At 37.5% G+C, this 25,449-nt stretch carries 5 protein-coding genes; 4 read left to right on the forward strand and 1 reads right to left on the reverse strand.

Annotated elements, in window-relative coordinates; genetic code table 11:
* The first annotated feature begins 150 nt into the window (after positions 1 to 150).
* Both cobN and METTI_RS12300 read left to right on the forward strand, forming a co-directional pair.
* Complete coding sequence (gene cobN, locus METTI_RS12295; protein WP_023846148.1) at positions 151 to 5,391, forward strand: cobaltochelatase subunit CobN; 5,241 nt, start codon at positions 151 to 153, stop codon at positions 5,389 to 5,391.
* Positions 5,392 to 5,637: 246 nt separating this feature from the next.
* Positions 5,638 to 5,946, forward strand: coding sequence for a hypothetical protein (locus METTI_RS12300; protein ID WP_211232194.1), 309 nt, complete (start codon positions 5,638 to 5,640; stop codon positions 5,944 to 5,946).
* 352 nt (positions 5,947 to 6,298) lie between these two features.
* Here the strand turns inward: METTI_RS12300 and METTI_RS12305 are convergent, their stop codons facing one another.
* Positions 6,299 to 13,723, reverse strand: a complete 7,425-nt coding sequence (locus METTI_RS12305) for a PKD domain-containing protein (RefSeq protein ID WP_023846150.1) — start codon at positions 13,721 to 13,723, stop codon at positions 6,299 to 6,301.
* Positions 13,724 to 14,640: 917 nt separating this feature from the next.
* On the opposite strand from METTI_RS12305, the gene METTI_RS15310 reads away from it, so the two are divergent.
* On the forward strand, positions 14,641 to 20,961 hold the full coding sequence (locus METTI_RS15310; RefSeq protein WP_023846151.1) for a putative Ig domain-containing protein: 6,321 nt from the start codon (positions 14,641 to 14,643) through the stop codon (positions 20,959 to 20,961).
* A 119-nt stretch (positions 20,962 to 21,080) separates the two neighbouring features.
* On the forward strand, positions 21,081 to 25,418 hold the full coding sequence (locus tag METTI_RS15315) for a PGF-pre-PGF domain-containing protein (RefSeq protein ID WP_023846152.1): 4,338 nt from the start codon (positions 21,081 to 21,083) through the stop codon (positions 25,416 to 25,418).
* Positions 25,419 to 25,449: the final 31 nt, after the last annotated feature.

Raw genomic sequence — 25,449 nt, forward strand, 5'->3', positions numbered from 1 at the left:
TTTTTCTAACAATAAAACAAGTGGAGTTGTTTTAACTTAAATTTGATTTATGTAAGTGGTTGGTGGATAGGAACTTTAAAAGATGGTGGAGCATTTCGGCACAGCCTGCAAGCAAAGTAACCGAAATGCTGCACGTTATCGAGGGATAACATGCAAAAAGAAAGAATAGTGACATTGTTCATAAGTATATTGTTGTTACTATCGCTAACAACAACAGTATCGGCGGAAGAAAATGACTATTATCTGGTTGCTAATACTACCAGTGATGCAGATGGTAATTTTGTATTTGAGGATATTCCTAATGGCGAATATTTACTATACGCTGTTAATTACTCTTCTGGTAGAAATAATAGTTGGTATTGGTACAATGCTGCAGTTGATCTAAGTGTCAATAGTTCTGATCTAAGCGGTCTTGAAATAGAACTAAGCAAAGAATCAGGCATCGATGAAAATGAAGTACTGGCGTATCTTGATAAATCAGCAATTGAAGGGACAACGTACAGTCCCGGAATGAATGGGAAAATCAACTATAAATCAAGCACTTTAGTTCTTGTTGACAAAATAACAGATGAGGTGGTGACTAACACCACTTCAGATAGTAATGGCAATTTTACTTTTGTTAATATTCCTAACGGTGATTACCTGCTATACGCCGTGAATTACTCTTCTGGTAAAAACAATAGCTTTTATTGGTATAATGCTGCAGTAGATCTAAGTGTCAATAGTTCTGATCTAAGCGGTCTTGAAATAGAACTAAGCAAAGAATCAGGCATCGATGAAAATGAAGTACTGGCGTATCTTGATAAATCAGCAATTGAAGGGACAACGTACAGTCCCGGAATGAATGGGAAAATCAACTATAAATCAAGCACTTTAGTTCTTGTTGACAAAATAACAGATGAGGTGGTGACTAACACCACTTCAGATAGTAATGGCAATTTTACTTTTGTTAATATTCCTAACGGTGATTACCTGCTATACGCCGTGAATTACTCTTCTGGTAAAAACAATAGCTTTTATTGGTATAATGCTGCAGTTGATCTAAGTGTCAACAGTTCTGATTTAAGTGGTCTTGAAATAGAATTAAGCAAAGAATCAGGTATCGATGAAAAAGAAGTATTGGCGTATCTTGATAGATCAGCAATTGAAGGGATAACGTACAGTCCCGGAATGAACGGAAAAATCAACTACAAATCAAGCACTTTAATCTTATTAAAACAAAAAGTGGTTTCAGAAACAAGCAATGCTCCACATCTGAATGTCTCTATCATAACAGGATACTCTTCATACAAGACACAACTTGCAAATTTTAAACAGCGAATTAATTCTGATTCGAGTCTTAACATCACAGCGAGCTATTATATTACTGATGACCTGCCTGAAAATATAGATTTCAACAATACAGATATTATTTATATAAAGATGGTTACACAGACAGCTTCTGAACTAGAAGAGCAGGTCCAATTTGCTATTGACAATGGAGCATTAGTTATAGGACAGAATACTGAGCTACCTGAAAGTGATTATTCCCTTCCTTCAGACTATAATACGACTGATAAATTCAAAGAATTCCTTGGTTCATACTGGTCAGGGACTTCCATAAATGATACTAACCTTGATAACCTCATATTTTATCTTGCAAAAGAATATTATGATCGTGATGACCTCGCAGTTGAAGAACCTGAAGAACTAGAAAAAGCCATTTATCATCCTGCAATAACGGACAGCGCTTTTGAATACATGATAAGTGATGCTGAAGAATACTTTAGTTGGTATTCAAATAGAACGGACGGACATGCTTTCGACGCAGATGCCCCTACAATAGGTATAACGTTCTATTCCACATATTATCCTACAAATATCGATCCTGTTGATAGTCTTATAGAAAGCTTTGAGGCTAAGGGAGCAAATGTAATAGCCTGCTACGGTGACACTGATGTGCCTATTGATTCCTATCTTAACTACAATGAAGAAACAAAAGTAGATGCTGTAGTTTCATTCCATTATCGTGGAAATTACTTTGACCTTGAGGAACTCGATGTACCTGTTATAAATGCCGTCCTCAACCCAAGTATGAATGCTTCTGAATGGGTAAATTCAAGCACACCACTAGATACTGATAAAATGAATCGTATCTACAGGCCTGAAGGTGAAGGCGTCATTGATCCTATCATGATTGGTGCTCAAGAAGTCATACAGGTTGACAACAGTACTACAACAGCATATGTTGCAGTTGATCAACAGATAGACTGGATTACAGATCGTGCTATAGCACAGGCAAACCTTGGACTGGAGGATGAATCTGATAAGAAGGTTGTAATTATCTACTACAATCATGGCGGTGGAAAAGACAATATCGGAGCATCATATCTTGAGGTTATGCCAAGTATTGTGAATCTGCTTGAAGGAATGGCAGACGAAGGATACGATATTAACAGCAGTGCTATTCCCAACAAAACCGAACTTGTAGACCTAATAACTTACCAGGGAAGAAATGTAGGTACATGGGCACCGGGAGAACTTGAAGCACTTGTAGAAACCGGAGAGGTTGAACTCATTCCTGAAAGCACATATCTTTCATGGTTCAATGAGCTTCCAGAGGATATGCAGGAGGAAGTTACCGAAACATGGGGAGAAGCACCCGGGGAAATAATGGTCTACACCGATGAAAATGGTGACAAGTTCATTGTTATCCCGAAGATAAATATAAGCGATAATGTAATTCTTGCACCACAACCTACCAGAGGATGGTTGCAGGATGACGAAATACTTTATCACGACAGGGACCTTGCTCCACATCATCAGTACATTGCATTCTACCTGTGGTTGCAGAATGAATTCGATGCAGATGTAATGGTTAACATGGGAAGACATGGAACTGTTGAATGGCTTCCTGGAAAAGAATTTGGTCTACTGAGTGATGAATGGCCTGCACTTATGAACGGTGACATACCTGTAATTTATCCTTATGTCATGGACGGACTGGGAGAAGGAATACAGGCAAAACGCAGAGGCAATGCAGTAATAATTGATCACCTTATACCTTCAGTAATATCTGCAGGTCTTTATGGTGATTATGCGACACTTAGCAGTGAAATTACATCATATCAGACATCTGTGTCAGAAGAAGAGTACAAGCAGGCGCAGTTCTATGACATTGTAAATCTCACAATTGAGCTTGGACTTGATGATCAGGTAAATATGAGTCTGGCAGCAAGCAATACAACAATTGATGATTTCCTTGAAGAAGTAGATGATGTACTTACAGAACTTAAGAACCTGTCTATGCCATATGGACTGCATGTACTTGGTGAACCACCTGAAGGGGATGAACTTGTAGGAATGGTCAATTCCATGCTAGGGGATGATTATTCAGAACTTGTAGAAACGTACAATGCATCTGATAATGCATCAGCTGACCTGTTAACCCTTGTATTACTCGAAAACATGTCCACAACAGATGCTCAGCTTCAGATACTTGGAAATTCCACAGCTGAAATTGATGAAGAGTTGAACTCATCAATTGACTACGCAGAATTACTTGGGGAATCTGACAATGAAGTTCAACAGGTTCTGAATGCAATGGATGGTGAATATATCAAAGGAAATCTTGGTGGAGATCCTATACAAAAACCAGAGACACTACCATCAGGACGGAATTTCTATTCCTTTGATGAAGACCTTATACCTTCAGAAAAAGCATGGGACAATGCTGTAGATCTTATAGACAAATGGCTTGCAGAATACTATGCTGAAAACGGAGAGTACCCAACAAAAGTAGGATATATACTCTGGGCTGGTGAAACCACACGTCATGAAGGAGTAATGGAATCCCAGATACTTTATCTGATGGGTATTAAACCTGTGTGGGATGATGGAGAAGTTATAAACGTCACTGCAATAAATTCTTCTGATCTGGGAAGACCACGTATTGATGTGTTTGTCCAGATATCAGGTCTTTACAGAGATACCTTCCCTGGAAAGATTGACCTTCTTGATCGTGCTGTGAGGCGTGCTTATGAGCAGGAAGAAACTGCAGATTGTCCAAACTATGTTAAACAAAGCACTGATGAACTAAAACTGATTTTCGATGAATCTATAGAAAATGAGACACTATCTCTTGATGTTGCCCAGTTCAGGATATTTGGCCCTGCACCAGGTGCATACGGAACTGGAATGGCAAATGCTGTTGATTCCAGTGACACATGGGAAAATACATCTGAACTTGCAGAGCTCTACATAAACAAGATGTGCTACATATATGGAGAAAATATCTGGGGTCAGACGATTTCAGAATATGTATTGCAACAGACCGGTCGAACAGTTGAAATTAATGATACAGCTGTCTTTGAGAACAATCTAAATGGAACCCAGGTTATTTTCCATAGCAGAAGTTCCAATGCATATGGCTCTCTCGACATCGATGATTTCTATCAGTACATGGGAGGATTATACAATGCCATATCGTATATATCAGGTGACGCACCGGAAATGTACGTTGTAAATCTTCAGGATCTAAGTGATCCAGAGATTCAGACACTTCAGACATATATTGAAAATGAACTCTATGCAAGGTACCTGAATCCATCATGGATAGCAGGAATGCAGTTAAGTGGCTTTGAAGGAGCAGCCGAGATTTCAAATTTCATTGATAATTTATACGGATCGGCTGTATTCTTTGGAGATGATGTTATCAGTAATGATGTCTGGAATAAAATATACGACACTTACATTGGTAATTCAGAAATGATGGCATGGTTAAAGGAAAGTAGTCCTTATGCTGCACAGTCCATAGGAGCAAGATTATTGCAATCTGATGATATGGGCTTATGGGATGCTTCTGATGACCAGTTATCACAGCTTGTCACGGACTATATGGAATCTGTTGTTGAATCTGGTTCTCCTGCATGTTGTCATCATACATGTGGTAATCTTCTGAATCAGGAAAACATTTTGGCTCTGGCAGAACTCTATGACGTATCAGATGAAATCATTCAACAATACAACAATATAATGTTTGAAGCTACTAGCTTGTCAATATATTCATCCAGTACAGAAACGTCAGAAGTGAGCACTGATCCTGAGCTGCACATGGAAGACAGGCATTCTGGAAATTCACTCACCAGATCTATGGCAGCATCTTCCAGATCAAATCAGTCATCTACAACAAAGACGGGTATGGGAGAAAATACCAATATAAATCCTGAAAATACTCAAAAATCAACAACCGATGATTATGTAGAAGGATATGAGATGGTAAAAGATGAGATATCTAATGAGCCACTTGCAAGTTCCTATGCAATTTCAGGGTCTGACATAGCTGCAATGGGATTTGTAGTGTTTTTACTGGGTGCGATCTATATTGGATTCTGGAAGAGGAGAAAATTCTAAAGAACTTTTTGGCGCTTTTAAATAAGCGCCATTTTCATTTTTACACATTATATTTTGGATATCTATCGCATTTGAAACGCTTGCAAGTATCAATTCTTTTCACAGTCATAAAATAAGATTAGGCAGTACTTGTAAAAACTTCTGCGTAGCTGCTAAGCAAGTTCTGAAGAGTTCTACACATCACCGGGTGTTAATATGCAATATACAAAAATAATTTCATTGATTTTATTTGTATTTTGTTTGTTAGTGTTAACCAACATTACTACCATGTGTATGGCAGATGTAAATTCAACTAACAGCAGCAATACTTCATTGAATATCACAGAAACATCTGGAAAGAACCTATCAGTACAGAAATTTGCATCCGGTAATTATGTTAAAGGATATGACATGGAACATGAGCAGTCTCCACCGATTCCGGACTCTGAAAACATTGGTATTTCAATATTTGAGCTGGCAGTAGCTTTGATTGTTATTGGAGGCATAGGGACTTTTTATGTCGTTGCATTGTTAATTGTATTTGCAGTGATTCTGAAGTCTGCAAAGAAAAAGTAAAACAGAATATTTGATTTTGTGTTCGTTATAATTTGAAGGCTCTCTAGAAATTCTCAAAATTCAAGCGATTATGCTAGTCTATAAAACTTATAGCTGTTCCCCATAATAGTGATTATTTTTGATGAACTTTAGCTACAGATAGTGATTTCAATAGTTTTTCTACAAAGCCAAAACTCAGTTAAACCACATGATGTTAAAGAGATTCTTGTAATCATAATACCTAAATAAAATATGAAATCGTTATTCTGCAGACCATTAAATAATAAAATTAAAACAGAACAATTAGCTATAACCTTCTCAAACAGATCCTGCTAATTGTTCAAATGGAATTACTAATACGTTAAGTTTAAACTTAAGATTCATCCCAGTCATGGCATGAAACACAGCTAGTGTATTCAGGTTCAACAACTGAAATATAATACTGCTTTGTCTTTAAATTATAACCATATTGATTTGAAACGTTTAGCTGAACATTATAATCCCTATTTCCTACATACGTATGCGTTGGGTTTTGTTCAGTCGATGTACTGCCATCCCCAAAATTCCAGTTCCAACTGTTGGCACCGGTAGATACATCGGTGAACTGAACAGTCAACGGAGAAACTCCATACGTAACATCCGATACAAAATTTGCAATTGGTTCTAGACAATTAGAGATTACATAAACGCTATAATCATCGTATGTGAATTCATATCCACTATTCAATTGTGGACTTTCCATAAAAAAAGTTCTATGATCATCATTTAATGGATTATTATAATACCAATCCCATAGTGTAGGTTCACTTTCACCATATTTCCAATGTTTATAATATGCAGTATTATCCTCTTGATAATATTTGAACCAATACCAATTTCCTGATTCAGACTTATAATCATATTTTGTGATATTGCAGCTTTCTTCTTCATACCAATAGCATACTCTGTTATTCAGAGCATCATATAATATAGATGCTCCAACATCCCCGCTAGGAGATATATAATATGGAGCACGTAAATTAATAATACCATTTGGATCTGTACATCTCATACGATATTGAACTATTATGTTACCAGAGGGAATTATTTCTGATTTCGGGTATATCCATACACTTCTGTTATCAGTAATGTGTAAAGACCCTCCGTTCTCAGTAAGGTTTCCACCAGAGGTCCAATATCCAAGACCGCCATCATTAAATCTGTCAGTGAATACTCTTGTGTATGTTATATTAGGTGAAAAAGAAGTTATTGAAATGTCATCTATTCCACATCCATTTACACCTACATTTCTTGCATAAACTTCAAAATACTCACCGTCAACAGATGGATCACATATTCCTTCCCAATCCCAATCAATAGGTTCACTTGTACCATCTTTCCAAATCTTGAACTTAATGTATCCAGCATCGTGGTATTGCAACTTGATGTGATACCAAGCTCCAATTTCAGACTGGAAATCATATTTTGTATCAATATGGAGTATGTTCCATTCATTTCTTTCAGTTGTCCATTCTTCAACTGATAACTTATTACTATCATCTGTAAACAATTTTATAGCTATACTATTGTCATCCCAGTCTTTTTGAATTGGAAACACCCATAATTCACCAGGGTCATTATTTTTCACCTTAAAATTAATTTCTTTATTTCCATAAATACCTCCATTGCTAACTGAAATCTCAGAATAATCTACATTTGATGACAAGTAATAGGAGCTTGCAGACCATGTTCCATCAGCCCACCATGCATTATAGTTCCCATCACTGAAATCTTCAGTAAAAGAATCAATTGGTACAACATGAATGTAATCTGACTTTGTTTCAGTATAATATCCTTTCTCAGTTAGTATATTCAATTGTACTGTGTATAGTCCACCCTCATTATATGCATGAATTGGATTTTGTTCAGTTGAAGTGGAGCCATCACCGAAGTTCCATTGCCATGTGCTGGGATTGTTATTTGAATCATCATAAAATGTAATATTTTGTCCGACATAGACAGTTTGGGCATTAGTATGGAAATCAGTTACTTGTGAACTATATGCATGAATATAATCTTCCTTTGTCTCGATAAAGTAGCTTGTAGCATTTGATACATTCACTTCTACATTATATGTCCCAGCATTGGAATAAGTATGTATAGGGTTTTGCTCCGTAGAAGTGTTTCCATCACCGAAATTCCAGTACCAAGAATCTGCATATCCTGAATTTTCGTAAAAATGAACTGAAAGGGGAACTTCTCCTTCAGTAACATTTGAAGTAAAAGACATTGTGTTATTATAAACTTCGATTATCCATGATGTATTACTAGTGCTTTGTTCATCTTTTAAATTTAAAGTAACTTTATGAAGACCTGGATTTAAGAACACATATTCTACAACATTTCCATACTTGCTTTTATTGGTATCATCATCAATAATCCACTCATACTGAACTGTTTTCTCAAATGTACCACTTATAATAGTACTGTTATTGGCATCGAAAACTATAGGATTACCGACTTCAGGATTTAATGTATTTTCCCAGTCGTAAGTAAACTTTGGAATTAAAGTATTAGATGTTAATTCAATACTGTCCTTAATTCCTGTGTACCTTTCTGTATCCACTGAATAAACAGTGTATATTGATCCATAATTTGCGCTTGTAACATAGTATGTTTGTGAAGTATTATTTAGGAGCACATTATCGCGATATATATAATATTCATCTATATCGTAATCTCCATTTACGCCAATCCACGATAGTTCAATATTGTCATCATCCATCTCACGAATTGATAAATTTGTAATTGAAACTGGTTTTACATTTCTTATTCTGATTTCTGGCGTTGAGGCAATATTGTTTGAAGTATCAGTTGCGTATATTTTTATTGTGTGATTACCATAGGATTCATCTAGACTTGCCAATAATAAACCACTATATATACTATATGTGAAATTTTGTTCTTGTCCATCTACAATTAACTTTATAGACGAGTTATTGACACCAGATCCTTCATCATTTATTGACACATTTACTGTAATGTTTCCAATATAAATATCAGAGTAATCCCATTCAATGATAGGTTTCTTATTGTCATAACCAATTCCGTAAGTTCCTAGTTCTGAAGACAGATTTGTTGATACAATCTGCAAAGATTTATCAATACTTGAATTATGGGGCACCCATGAATCTTTTTCATCATTCCATTCGTAAATTGACAGTTTTGATTCGTCAATTATTGATTTCATAACAGTTTGAGGATAACCATTTCTATCATCTATCCAAGCAATATAATCTCCTCCGAGGACAGGTGATGATTGATTAAATGAATTGTTACAAATCACAATTTCTTCATTTGAATTCAAGTCATACATGTATATATCTGGATTATCATCTCTATCATCTGTCCATACTATTCTATTACCATATATACAAGGATTTGTCTGGTTACCAGATTCATTGCATAGGATTGCAGTCTCATCTGAAGTTAAGTTGTATAGATATATATCACAATCTCCGTTGCGGTCATCTACCCAAACAATCAGATTACCTGAAACATCAGGACTAAATTGGTTTCCTGAATCACTGCAAATGTTCACAGTTTCTTTAGTTGAGATATCATACATGCGTATATCTGTATGTAGTGTAGTATCGTTGATACCTGTCCATACAATATAATTTTCTGATATAGAAGGTTCTGATTCAAAGAAATAATAATCATCGTCAGTACTTATCTTTGTTTCAGAGCCTGTTGATAGATTGCACATGAAAATGTCTCCTCCATAATATTCGCTTTTATCCATCCATACAAGGTTACTATCAGAAATATCCGGCATGCAACTACTTGTTGGAGTGGACATTACTGATATTGAATCCAAATAAACCTCACATTCGGCAAAATCAAAGCAATATACCATAAATACCACTTCATGATTACCAGTGTATTCAGATATGTCTATTGATACTGTACCACCATTAGAGTATCTTAATCCGGGAATCCCCCATCCACCACTGTTGGGATTTTGGTAACCATATACATCTTCATCATCTATATATACAACAAATTGTGCAATAGAACCGCTAAATTCATATCCATCATACATAGAATATGTAAAACAAAGCTCACTTGCATTAGTTAAATTTATATTTTGTCTTATTAGCGAAAAAGAATCTATTTCGTCTTCACGAGTATCTGCACGAAGTAAAGCTCTGTTATTTATAACATTTGCAGAACCATAAACATAAGACCAACCTCCCCCACAGCTTACAGTCCACCCGGCAAAATCTCCGGTTTCAAATCCACCATTTAGTACTTTATTTATAGATCTTTCTGATGAATTTGTTACACGGATCAATTCGTCAGTAAACAGATTGTATGCCCCTATGTTTCCCTCAAGTGAAGCACCTGTAAAAGTAGTCCATGCAATATAATTTTCTGAGATTACAGGGTTGACATAATTGCTTAATCCTATTTTATATTCCTTATCTTCATCATTGTTTAAATCAGATATTACTAAATGTGTGTAATTAGACCATACTATTTTATCACAGAAAATGTCATGATAAAGCTGCATTCCATTATTAATAGTGCTTTCATTCATTTCAAATGAAGATATATCCTCTTCAGAGTAAGCAAGATTCAATTGAACATTTGAAAAATCACCTGTACCAGATGATTGAATATCATTAACACTATTAATCATAATGTTTGCACCACTTGAGCTTTCAATAAAATCTGTAGATATTGAATCATCAGCAAAGAAATTCATAGTTTCTTCAGTTGGTTTTTCCGGAACATAGGAAACTATAGTAACATTTTCATCAGAAATGTTACTTCCACTTAATAATGATATCTCATTCATTGGTCCGTCGATCACTGTATATATATCTTCAGGGGAACTTTCTAAATCATAATTTATGCTATCAATAAGGTTTAGTGTAATATCGCTAAGATTTTTGGCGTGATATTCTACAGGATTTTGAAGTATAGAGTTATCTGGATAATTTATGTAATAATAATCTTTTTGGCCAAAAACCAGTCCTTTATCTGTTAAGTAATTGTTTGCGATTCCAGCTTTTAGCCCTACACCCAGGTCCAGCTTTATTCCATCGACTGTCAATTTGAATGGAATGTCAATTCCAACATCTTCCCCATAACTCTCTTCAGATTTAATTTCTGTATAATCATCATGATATGTTGTTGCTAATTGAGAAAAAATTTGACTGTTTAATACAGTCAATAGATTTGAATTAAATGGATTGTTTTTTATCATATCCTCAGATGTAATTTCACCAATATCATAGGTTACTTCTTTTGTTATGGCCCTACGACCACCAATCAAATTGTCACCTATTACTTCTGTAGCTTTCACTACATGCTTTGAATTTAATGTATTATTGTCATTCAGTTCCAGTATTGTAGTAAAATCTGCGGAATCAGTATATCCCCAATCAATTAAAGGAAAACTTGATACGTGCCAGTCAAGGTTAGCACTTAAATCACTTACAGTTTGTAATCTATATTGTGGATTTCTATCATTGTACGTTCGCAGACTCAAAAGTTTACTTCCTTCGTATCCTACTCCAAGTGAAGCATCATTAACTAAAACTGGGCTAATATTCGTATTTAGTTTGAATAGTGATGCACTTGCACCCTCCGAGATACCCGCACCGATTTCACAAAAATCATAATTAAGTTGTGATTCTGAATTATAGCTCGAAAGGAAATTTAATAATTTAATTGATGTGCTTGATGGAGCTATACTTGATAACATATATGAAATTGCTTGCCTTTTTTCGGAATTTGGTGCATTTGCATAATCAAGACTTACTTGAGAGCTTTCTGAGATTGTGCATGTTTTATGAATATCAATCCCCAAAGCTTCGGCGTTTAGCCCGGGCGTTTCCATTTCAAATGCTGAATATTGTGCGCCAACTGTAATTCCTGCTTCCTGAGATGATTGCAAATTTAAATTTGTGTCAGAATTAAATGCTGTCATTTCAAAATCAGTTGCACTTTCACCTTTCACATAAACAACAGGTCCACCACCTGCTTCCATCGACTTCCCAGTATACCATGTGGTTGAATAGTTTCGAGGAATAATTGATAAAGTAAAATTAAATATGGAAGTATCATTAAGGGACTTTGTATTATCATTATGCTCGATTGTTACTTCATTAACTGAAAGTTCTTTAGAACCCGTTGTTGTAATATCTGAAGTATTTATTTTTATTGCAAATATTCCATTTTCATCCGTATTGGTATGGGTGAAATCTGTTATTTCATCTGTGATTATGGTGACTTTTGAATTAGGATATTTTGTCTTGTATACCCGGGAGTAGATGCCTCCGGTTTCTATTGTATCAATATTCGGAGATAATAAATAGCAATCTTCATTTTTATGGACAACTATTTTAAAAGCTGAGATATTTTGATTATTTGCAGAGTCAGTTGCAACAACTGATATACTATTGTCTCCTTCATTCAGAGGTACATTTGCAAACCAATCATTGCTATTAAAGGTAGCTTCTATATTATTTACTGCTAATGAAAAGGAATTAGGATCTGAAGCTGAACCCGTAACTGTTATGTTAGACATTCCTACTATTACTTGTCCAGGTGAAGGATAGTTAACAGTAATACTTGGAGTAGTTTTATCTATACGATATAAACAGACGTTATATGTATTTTCTGTACGAGCAGACCATACGACATACTCTCCCGATATTTGTGGGTGAGACGAGTCATAATAAAGTTTGGTTTTTTGCTTTGTAGATAAATCTATCAAATATGTTCCACTATTACTTCCTGATAAAGAGTATACGAGGTATTCATTTTCAATATCAGTTGCTTCTGGAATTACAGCTTCTGAAAAAGAAGCTTGTTCGCCAGTTTCCAAATTATAGTAAACTATGTAATAATTATTATTTCTCCATTTATGCCAAACAATATATTTATCAGAAAGTATCGGATTAACAAACATTGAACTAGCTATGTCTCCTTCATCAGCTTCATCCAGATCAAAAGTTGCTTCATGAGTCCAATAAATAGTTCGAACTTTATTAGTTGTAAAGTCTTTATACATAATTGAGGTTGTAGGTTTTTCAATAACTTTCTTCGAAAAATTTCCAAATCTTACATAATATGATTTTGCAGGTTCATAATCTATCCATACCATACCATTTTCGTTTATATAAGAATCATATTGGTCATGATATCCAGTGAAATAATAGATATCATTTTGTGGTGACTGGGGTGTTCTTACGACTACATCTCTTCTTAATATGTCTAATTCCTCTTCCTCCTCTTCTAAATCAAGATAATCATATTGATAACAATCTGTGTATGTAATAAGGTTTCCAGAAATAGAAGGCATTACTTGTGACTTTGATAAACCCAAAGTAATATTGGAATATTCACCTGTAGAAATGTCATATGCCATAATATCCCAATTCATATTTCTTTGATATATTTGGTCTAATTTTCCCCACCAATTATCAATACTTGGTTCATTTTCTATTAACCGGCCATCGGTCCATACTACATAACTATCTGACACCTTTGGTTCTATTTGCTGACCTTCCGCATTGCATATGACTGTTGATTCTTCTGTGGATATATCATACATCATAATGTCCATGTTTCCATTCATATCATCCTGCCAGACAATTATATTGCCATAAATTGAAGGCATGGTCTGATTTGAATTATTATTGATTAATTGGATACATTGTCCTTCATCTAATTCCAATGCAGTTACTATTCCGATACTCAGTATACTAATTAATATTGCTAATAAGAAAGTGGTGTATTTCATTCCCAATCACATATTTATTTTTTTAAATATCTGCAATTATTGGTTTAATAGATATTAATATTTTTTGTTTATTTGTTAGTATTTTCGCTGAGGTGATGTTTCATTTTGTAGCAAGTAACTTAATAGCATCTAATTAATGAAATTAAAATATCAAATTCAAAATGTATGCAAAAAGAGAATTTGAAACTCTGGATATCTTAATGTACGCTATTTATATCATTCTCAATGCTATTACATATATAGAGCATCTGTTGGTTTTTATGCATATTAACATGATTTTGTTATTGAATGTTTGAATAGAAAATTAAAAGGCTTTGTGGAGTTCCTCTTGATTGCAACTTTTAACTCAGCAATTTTCAATAACTACACTATTTCTATATATTGTGGAATGTGATGAAGAAACGTGCTGGCTGCGGCTTTTGGTCATGTTATTCTTTGTTTGTCAATGATTTATTGTGAAACTATAAGAAAAAAGGGTTTTAGGGGACAACAAGTTTGACTGTTCGAAAGTCATAGGTACTTAAACCATCTTGAAAGCTCCCGGCGAATTTGGCATATCTGAAGAGATGAATAAAAATATGTGATCTTCACCTATTTTCTGCATGCTACAATTAATAACTGTGATATTTCCAATAAAATTGATAGTTTTCAATCATGAAAGTAATGTCAGGATTACATGGGACATTCAATTAACAGGATTTCTACAGAGCTAATAAAAAAATAAGCAATATTCTTTCAATTAGAAAATGATGCTTGATGTCACTACTATTTTACACAAGTTTTCTAATTATATTATTATTCAAATACTACTCCTATTTTATATAGAAGTTGGTTTGAATATATTTACCAAATACATATTTTCGTAAATATTTCTACGAGTGTTCTTTATACCCAGCACAAAAACAGGAAATGAATACATGACGGATAGGAAAAAAATTGCATTCATCTTCATAATTTTATTGTTTTTTACATCTCTTGCTTCGGCAAACAATGACGACAACATAATCTTTCTCAAAACAGGTCATATTGATACTGATCTGGAAACAGATGCCAATTACACTGAACCGAATACAATGAGTGTTAATTCTGCTAGCGAACTTTCTGGTAGTTCTTACAAATATTATCTGGTTCAATTTGATGGTATTGTGCAGCCAGAGTGGAAAGATGCGGCAGAAGCCACAGGTGCTGTAATTCAGGATTACATTCCTGACAATACATTTGTGCTGAAAATGAATGATACTATTCTGGTTGAGGTTGAATCTCTGGAATTTGTGCGCTGGGTCGGGGAATATTTACCAGAGTATAAGTATGATTTTAGTCTGGAAACAAACGAGAACCAATTATCGATAAATGAAAACCAGATTGAAACGATAAAATTAAACGTATTTCTTTTTGAATCGGCAGACTCTGATGAAATCGCCCGGGAAATCAATGATATTAATGGGGATATTATCAGCAGTTCTGGCAGGATATTGATTATTGTCGTACCTGAAAACCATTTAGATTCACTTGCATCAATAAACGGAATAAGCTGGATAGAGGAATACTCTGAAGTTGTTCTCTTCAACGATGTGGCAGCAGGAATAATGAATGTAGACACAGTACACAACGACATCGGGCTTAATGGAAGCGGACAAATTGTTGCTGTTTGCGATACCGGATTGGATACAGGTGTGGACGACAGTACAATGCATCCTGATTTTGCAGGAAGGATAATAAGTATAATTGACTATTTCGGCGACGGTGCAGCTGATAATGCATCAGCCTGGTATAATGGAGGACACGGAACTCATGTTGCAGGTTCTGTACTTGGTAACGGATCAATGTCAGGTGGCCAGTATAAAGGAATGGCACCTGATGCAGAATTAGTTTTTGAAGCTGTCCAGAATGGTACCAGTGGAGGTATGAATATTACTTATTCAAATCTCGACGATATTTTCCAGGATGCATACGATCTGGGGGCAAGGATACATACAAACAGCTGGGGTTATGAGACAAGTCTTGGGGATTATATTACTCCTTCCAGGATAGTTGATGAATTCATGTGGGAACATCCTGACATGCTAATATTATTCTCAGTAGGCAATTCAGGAACGGATTCTGACAAAAATGGTGTGATAGATATTAACTCCACCTCGCCTCCGGCAACTTCTAAGAATTGTATCGCAGTAGGTGCATCAGAGAATTACAGGCCTGAGATGATCTCTGCTTATGGTAGTTCTTTTGCACTTCCTATATATGAGGATACAAAAGCAGACAACATAGAAGGTATTGCAGCTTTTAGTAGCAGGGGTCCTACAGACGATGGAAGAATAAAACCTGATGTTGTAGCTCCCGGTACATACATAGCATCCACGAGATCCAGTTACATAAGCTGGTATGACTGGGGACTTATTGATGATAATTATGCATACATGGGTGGAACGAGTATGGCAACACCACTTGTTGCAGGTTCCGCTGCTCTTGTCAGAGAGTACTACACTGAAATGGAACATATATCCAGTCCAAGTGCTGCACTGCTCAAAGCTACTCTTATTAACGGTGCAATTGACATGACTCCGGGTCAATATGGTGAAGGTAGTACCCAGGAAATATACGGAAGACCTGATAATTCCCAGGGATGGGGACGTGTTGACGTCGCAAATTCCGTAATAAATGATTATCCGGAAGTAATTGCATATTCCGATGGTGAATCACTTAGCATGGGTGGGCTATGGACTCATACCTATGATTACATTGAAAGTGGAGAACCATTAAGAGCAACTCTTGTATGGACAGATTACCCTGCTTCTGCAAGTGCGGGTAAATCACTTGTAAACGATCTTGATTTGACAATCACAGACTCTTCAAATTCATATTATGGCAACGACGGTCCTGATCATGTCAATAATGTTGAAGACATCCAACTGGATAGTACATCAGAGGGAGAGTACACATTTGCTGTCGATGCCTATTATGTGCTATATGGTCCGCAGCCCTTTGCACTGGTAGCTTCTTTCACCTGTGATAACAATGAATTCCCGGCTCCGGGCATACTGGCTGACAGCAAGAACACTGCGGTTTCCACAGATGTTGTGCATCCGCAGGGAGTTGATCCTGATTCAATTGTTATGAAAATAAATGATATTCCAGTGACATTTGCTTCCACCCCGGTAACTGATGGATATAATATAGAATATCAAACTGTTTCATCATATGCAACCGGTGAATACAATGTATCCGTATCAGCCACAACAGAAACAGGACAGGATTTCTCATATTCATGGAATTTCTCAGTTGATGCTGAAAGCTCAAACAATGCACCAGTTCTCTCGTCTATCACCGGAAGCACAACTGTCAGCGAAACATATCCTCTGACGCTTGAGCTTTCAGCAACAGATGCTGACAATGACACACTTACTTTCGGTACTAACGCAAGTTTCGGTGTTCTTAATGGTAATACTTTTACCTGGACTCCCGGCTTTGATGATGCCGGTTCATACGTGGTTGAATTCAATGTAACAGACAACATTGAAGTTGATTCGGAAATTGTCACAATAAATGTAATCAACCTTGATAGAGCACCCGTGCTGACATCTATAGGTGACAAAACGGTTAATGAAAACAGTCCACTTGTTTTCAGTATCCATGCAATTGATGATGACAATGATACTGTAACATATTATGCAAACGGATTGCCAGAAGGTGCTGTTTTTGATACAGGTAGCGGGGATTTCAGCTGGACTCCACAATATGATGAATCTGGAAGTTACAGCATAGAATTCATTGCAAGTTCAAATGGAATTAATGATTCGGAAACGATTACCATAACTGTTTATGATGTTGACCAGAATCCTGTTCTTGCAGAAACAGGCGATCAAGAAATCGATGAAAACGAACTACTTACATTCACAATTTCTGCAACGGATCCTGACGGACCATCCACAATAACATATTCCGCAAATGATATGCCTGCAGGAGCCACACTTGATTCAGATTCCGGTGAATTTGCATGGACCCCTTTATACAGCCAGTCCGGTGCTTATGATGTGGAATTTATAGCCACATCAAATGGCCTTACAGATTCAGAGACTATAACCATCACAGTAAATAATGTTGACAGGGCGCCGGTATTTGATACTATTATCGATAAAACAGTTAATGAGAACAATACTCTGACTTTCACGATATCAGCAACAGACCCGGACGGTGATGATGTGACTTATTCATCTCCTGATAAACCATCAGGTTCAATTCTTGATTCCGATTCCGGAGAGTTTATCTGGACTCCTGATTACAATGATGAAGGTTCCTATAATTTAGAGTTCATTGCCAGCTCAAATGGTCTTACTGATTCTAAAATAATTACAATTACAGTTCTCAATGTTGACAGACCAGTGGAACTGAATCCGGTTGATGATGTTACGGTAAATGAAACAGAACTTGTTGCTTTCCAGATTTCAGGAAATGATCCCGATGGGGATAAGGTAACTTATTCAGCATCAGTTCTTCCGGTCAACTCTTCACTGGATGTAGAATCCGGTGAATTCTCCTGGATAACAGGTTATACTGATTCCGGTACATATGAGATTGAGTTTACCGCCACAGCAAACGGGACAACAGACTCGGAAACAATGATAATTACTGTAAATAATGTTGACAGGCCTCCTGTATTAGATTCTATCATCGACAGGACAGTTGATGAAAACAATGATCTGGTTTTCACGGTTTCAGCTACTGATCCGGATGGTGGCTCAGTAAGCTATTCATCTCCTGATAAACCATCAGGTTCTACTCTTGATACAGGATCCGGAGAGTTTTCCTGGACTCCTGATTACGATGATGAAGGTTCCTATAGTGTAGAGTTTATTGCCACTTCAAATGGTCTTACTGATTCGCAGACGATGACCATCACAGTAAATAATGTAGACAGAGCACCGGTTCTCAACCCGATAGGCAGTAAAACAATTGATGAGAATGAAACCCTTGCATTTACAATATCCGCAGCAGATCCGGACGGTGAGTCAGTTACATATTCTGTCAACGACCTGCCCACTGGAGCTACTTTTAATACGGCAAGCGGCCAGTTTGTCTGGACACCAGGTTATGGTACATCAGGAAACTATGCTGTTGAGTTCATAGCATCGTCTAACGGTCTTGAAGATTCAGAAACTATCACCATCTATGTTGGTAACGTTGACAGGCCACCGGTTCTTAATCCAATAGGCAGTAAAACAATTGATGAGAATGAAACCCTTGCATTTACAATATCTGCAATAGATCCTGATGAAGATGATGTAATCTATTCAGCCAGCATTCTTCCACAGGGTTCAACTTTTGACACATCAAGTGGTGAATTCATATGGACTCCTTCTTATGACGATTCGAAAGAATACACCGTTGAATTCACAGCATCTGCCAATGGTCTTGAAGATACTGAAACCATTACAATCACAGTAAATAATGTCGACAGGGCACCTGTATTAAGTGCAATAGGTGACGTATCAGTCAACGAAAATGAGCCTATAAGCTTTACTATATCTGCAAGCGACCCCGACGGCAATTCTATTACATATATGGCAGAGGATGTACCAGGCGATGCAAGCTTTAATGCTGCAAGCAGACAGTTTACCTGGACACCGGATTACGATGCAGCGGGTTCCTATGATGTGACATTCATTGCTATGTCAAACAGTCTCAATGATTCGGAAACCATCACAATAACGGTTCTCAATGTTGACAGGTCTGTGGAACTTGATACTATTGAGGATGTCACGGTAAATGAAAGTGAAGTTGTTGAGTTCGTAGTTGCTGGAAATGATCCTGATGGTGATGATGTAAGCTACTCTGCATCCACTCTTCCGGTTAACTCGTCTCTGGATGAAGATTCTGGTGAATTCTATTGGATGACAGGTTATAATGATTCAGGTACATACGAAATAGAATTTACAGCAACAACCACAGGTTCAACAGATTTACAGTCAATGATAATTACTGTGAATAATGTTGACAGGCCACCTGAGCTTGCAACTATTGGCAACAAAACCGTAAATGAGAATGAAACTCTAACATTCACTGTATCAGCAACAGATGCAGACGGAGACTCAATTGTCTATTCTGCAAGCGGCTTGCCGGATGATGCGGTATTTGATACTGTCACAGGAATGTTTGAATGGACAACAGGTTACACAGATGCAGGAAATTACAGCATTAATTTCACTGCTGTTTCAAATGGTCTTAAAGATTCTGAAACTATCAACATTGAAGTGTTAGATGTGAATGCTCCTCCGCAGTTCCAGTCAGCAGCAGCACAGACCGTTCAGGTATCCACTGCTCTTCAGTTTACCCTGAATGCAACTGATATTGACAATGATACTCTTGTGTATTCAAACGAAAGTTTGCCTGATGGAGCAGAGTTTAATGCTACAAGTCTTTTGTTTAACTGGACACCATCAGTAAACCAGACTGGAAACTATTATGCTAATTTCACAGTTACTGACAGTCACTATTACGACTATCTCAATGTTTCAATCACAGTAACTAATGCTACAACCAGTGTGGTTACTACAAGCTCTGCCGCCGGCGGCGGTGGCGGAGGAGGAGGCGGTGGTGGCACCTCCGGTGAAGAGTACGAGAACATCGCAGTAAAGGATGTCAGCTCTGTGTTTGTAGGAACAGGTGATGTTATTTTTGAATTCTACAGGGATGGTAACGATATCCGGTATGTCAGTTATGAGTCACTTAAAAATTCAGGAACTATCTCCGCGACCATAGAGGTGCTGGTAGACAAGTCGGCATTTGTCAGCTCACTTCCTTCAGGAGAAATTTACAGGAACATAAACATCTGGGTTGGAAAGGTAGGGTATGCAACTGAAGATAATATTGCAAATCCTGTTATTGGATTCAGGGTTGACAGAGAATGGATAGATGAAAATGATATTGATCCGGATTCTATAGTCCTTAACAGGTATGATGGAGGCTGGAGCAAACTCTCAACCTGGCAGACTGACTCTGATGATAACTACCTGTACTTCGAGGCCAGCACATCAGGATTCTCTTCATTTGTGATTACAGGCGAAACTATGATGCTTGAGAGTACTCTGGATGAAATTGAAACACAATCTTCTGTGAGTGATGTTAGCGAACCTGAATCTGGTATTTCAACAGAAATCGAACCGGAGACCAGTTTGAATGCACTTTCAGGCTTCATGTCCTGCTTGATTCTTGTATTTGTCTGCTTCCTCAGAAGGAAGCAGTAATTTTATTTTTTTATTTACCTGACCTGTTTCTAAATATGCCTATATATTTTATTGTACAGTACATATAAATATATTTATGGCTATATCTCTTTATTCTGAATATTACCTGAGGATAGCTTATGCGCAGTAAAAACACGATCCTGACAAGTTTAGTCCTGATACTTCTTATTACATCATTTTCTGCATCTGCAGGAACAAATAATTCTTATCTGACAAACAGTGATACGCTTTTTTTAAAAGCCGGGCACGTAAACACTACATATACGGATGAGGACAATTATGCTTTTCTTTCACTGAATTCCGTTTCTTCTGAAAATACCTATGCATATTACATTGTACAGTTTTCCGGTCCTGTAAGAGATCAATGGAAACAGGACATAATCTCAACAGGTGCAGAGCTTTACACATATGTTCCGAATAATGCATTTGTTGTCAGGATGAATGCAAGTTCAATGGCTCAGGTTAATGAACTGGCTTTTGTAAAATGGATAGGTGAATACAAGTCTACCTACAAATACGACCCGGAAATTGAATCAGATAGTAGCTTAGAACAAGGATTATATTCAGCTGAAACTGAAGAAAACAAGACATATTATATTTCTCTTTTTTCCGCAGATGAATATTTAAATGTCCTTGAATCGCTCGAATCTCTTGGAGTTGAGGTTCTTGGTGGCTACGGAAAAACTATCAGGGTTAAGGCATCAGATTCCCAGATTGATTCTATAGTTGTTATCTCAGGAATAAGCTGGATAGAAGAATATGTCCAGCCTACTTTTGACAATAACATTGCTACAGGAATAATTACTACAGATGTAGTTCATGATACATACGGGCTTAATGGAAGTGGACAGGTAGTTGCGGTTGCAGATACAGGAATTGATGTTGGAGTCGATAATGAGTCCATGCATGCAGACCTGCGGGGAAGGATACTTGCAATATTTGATATTGCAGAAGATGGAGCTGCTGATGTTGCATCCGGGCACGGGACTCATGTTTCAGGTTCGGTGCTTGGAAACGGGAGTCTTTCAGGAGGACAGTATGCAGGAATGGCGCCTGAAGCAAAACTTGTAATGCAGGCTTTGGGAAGTACTTCAGATGGATTGTACCTGCCTTCGGGTGGTCTGGAGGAATTGTTCCAGATGGCCTATAATGAAAGTGCAAGGATACACACTAATAGCTGGGGTTCTGACACAAAAGGATTATACACAGAGTATTCAGAAGCCGTAGACCAGTTCATGTGGGATCATCAGGATATGCTGATACTTTTCTCAGCCGGAAATGAAGGAATTGATTCTGATTCAGATGGAGTAATAGATCCTGATTCAATTGGTTCACCGGCAACTGCCAAGAACTGTCTTACAGTGGGTGCATCTGAAAATGAAAGAGGAGCTACATTCTCAGTACCCCCTTATACAAAATGGGGGCTTGCATGGCCTAATTTTTATCCTGCATCCCCGATATCCGATGATTACATGGCATCGGACAGTGACGGAATTGCTGCTTTCAGCAGTCGTGGCCCAACTGACGATGGCAGGATAAAACCGGATGTAGTTGCTCCGGGTACATTTATTGCGTCCACCAGATCAAGTGTTGCCACAGGAACCGGTTGGGGTCTTATTAACAGCAATTATCTGTATATGGGTGGGACCAGTATGTCAACACCAATTACAGCAGGTTCAGCAGCCCTTGTCAGGGAATATTACACTGAAGTTGAAAACCTCAGTAGTCCTAGCGCTTCATTACTGAAAGCTACACTAATAAACGGTGCATGCAACATAACACCGGGACAATACGGGACCGGGGATTATCAGGAGGTCAGTGGAAGACCGGATTATTCCCAGGGATGGGGACGTGTTGACATTGAGAACTCAATATATCCGCAGTCTCCTGTTGTCATGAGATATTATGATTATATCCCTCTCAATTACAGTGAATCATGGAATGTGAGTTATGATATACTTCACACTTCTAGACCGGTGAGGGTAACACTTGTATGGACTGATTATCCGGGTGATTCACTTGTTGAGATGCAACTGGTTAATAATCTTGATCTTATTGTGGAAGCTCCGGATGGCACATATTATGGAAACGGTGCTCCCGATACTGTGAATAATGTAGAAGGTATTGAACTTCTTGAACCGGTTGCAGGTACTTATACAATAATCGTTAACGGAACAAACGTTCCACAGGGTCCGCAGAATTTCTCACTTGTAATTTCTTATGGTGAGCTTAGTAATATCTACATGTATCCTGAACACAATTCTTATACAACGAATGCAAGCACTGATGTTTACATGAATCTGACACATGTGGACGGAATCAACTCAAGTTCCATAGAAATGCAGATTGACGGTTCATCTGTATCATATTCACTAGAGGCTATTTCTGCTGGATACAAGGTCCAGAACCAGTCCCAGTCATATTCCGAAGGATTCCACAATGTGTCCGTTACTGCGCTTACTGATCAGAATGAAGAACTGAATTACGGATGGAGGTTCTATGTCAGTATTGAGGACAATATACTCACTGTCCAGAGCCCGCTGGAAAATTCAGTGATACAGGATAATACTGTTCAGATAAATGCCAGCAACAATAAGTGGTGTGATTTCTGGTACAGGATTGATAACGGAACAAATTCCACAAGCCAGTCTGGATATTCACTGAATGCAAGCACAGTACTTTCAGAAAATACCCACAATATCACGGTGTATGCTGAGGATATAACAGGTTTCGTGAACTTGACAACTGTAAACTTTACTGTGTTTACCGAATCAGCAGAGATTGATTCCCCTGCATCAGGTTCGATTTACTATCTGCCTGATGACAGTTTTACCCTAAACGGAACAGTTGGAGTTGCAAGTAATGTTTCTGTTTATGTTAACGGTGCCCTGACAAATAATTCAGAGCCTGTTTCTAACGGAATGTTCAATGTAAGTAATGTTCCTCTTTTAAACGGGACAAATACAGTAAATGTAAGTGCAATTTACAATAATTCCCAGAATGAGTACTTTGTATCAAATACCACAATATATCTCAGTTTAGGGCAGACCACCGACACCAGTTCAGGTGATCAGATTACTGTGACAGTTCCGGGAATTGACACCAATGTGAGCAATCCGGTGTTCAATTTCAACATAAGCGGTACATCCGCAAATCCCGGAAATATTTCTGCTTCTGCAATTAGAGGTAACCAACCCGGAAATGGTTCATATCTTACCGGTACAGTGCTTGATATAAGGGTCTACAATGAGTCCGACCTGAATTATTCATACCAGTTTGGCAGAAACGTTTCCCTGACACTTGGATATGATCCATATCGTGTAAATAACACAGCTAAACTCACAGTTGGCTGGTATGATCCTGATGAGGGAATATGGATTCCTTACAGGAGTATTGCCAATACTACAGCGCATACAGTTACTACAAATATAACTCATCTGAGCATTTATGCTCCACTGGAGGACAATACAGCACCTGTAATAAGCAGTGTTTCAAACTCCAGTACTTCATCAAGTATCACACTTGACTGGAACTCTTCAGATGATACTGATCATGTGGAAGTATGGAGAAGCGGTTCACTTCTTGGAAATTATTCCGGTTCTGAAATGACAGATACGGGACTTAGTGCCAGCACTCTCTATAATTATAGTCTTCGTGCAGTTGACTATGTAGAAAATACCGGTGAATGGTATAACACCTCAGTAAGAACAAGTGCTGCAACAAGTACTAGCTCCACAAGCACTTCTTCCGGTGGAGGAGGAGGAGGCGGTGGAGGTGGAGGTGGTTCTACTGGTGAAGATGTGGATAACATTGAATTCAAGGATGTACTTTCAGTCTATGCAGGAAAGGATGACCTGGTAGATTATGATTTTACTAAAGAGCAGAATGAAATAGATTATGTCCGCTACACCTCACTAAAAAATGCAGGTAAGATAAGTGTGACAATCGAAATCTTGAAAAATACCTCTGCACTTGTGAACACAGCTGCTTCAGGTTTAGTATACAAGAACATGAATATCTGGGTTGGAAAGACCGGCTATGCTACAGAAAGCAACATCAAGGATCCGGTAATCGGTTTCATGGTCAGCAAAGACTGGGTTGATGATAATGATGTTAACATTGGTACTATTGCCCTTAATCGCTATAGTGATGATGTCTGGAGCAGACTTGAGACTGAGCAGACAGGAGAAGACGCAGATTATTATTACTTTGAGGCAAGTACTCCCGGATTCTCGCCTTTTGCTGTAACTGCAGATATTCCTGTTATTTCAGCTGAAGAACAGGAGACAATAAACCATCAAACCGAAGCTGCATCACCGGACGACGATGAAGAGGGTGAACCGGTATTTTATGAGGAAAACAATACTGAGGATAAAGACACACCAGCGTTTTCCACTACTCTGACATTGTTGATACTTACATTTGCATTCGTATTCATCAGGAAACAGCAAAATTAATATTCAACTCCATCCCATTTAGCGCCGGAGA

This window comes from Methanolobus tindarius DSM 2278 (assembly GCF_000504205.1).
Lineage (GTDB): Archaea > Halobacteriota > Methanosarcinia > Methanosarcinales > Methanosarcinaceae > Methanolobus > Methanolobus tindarius.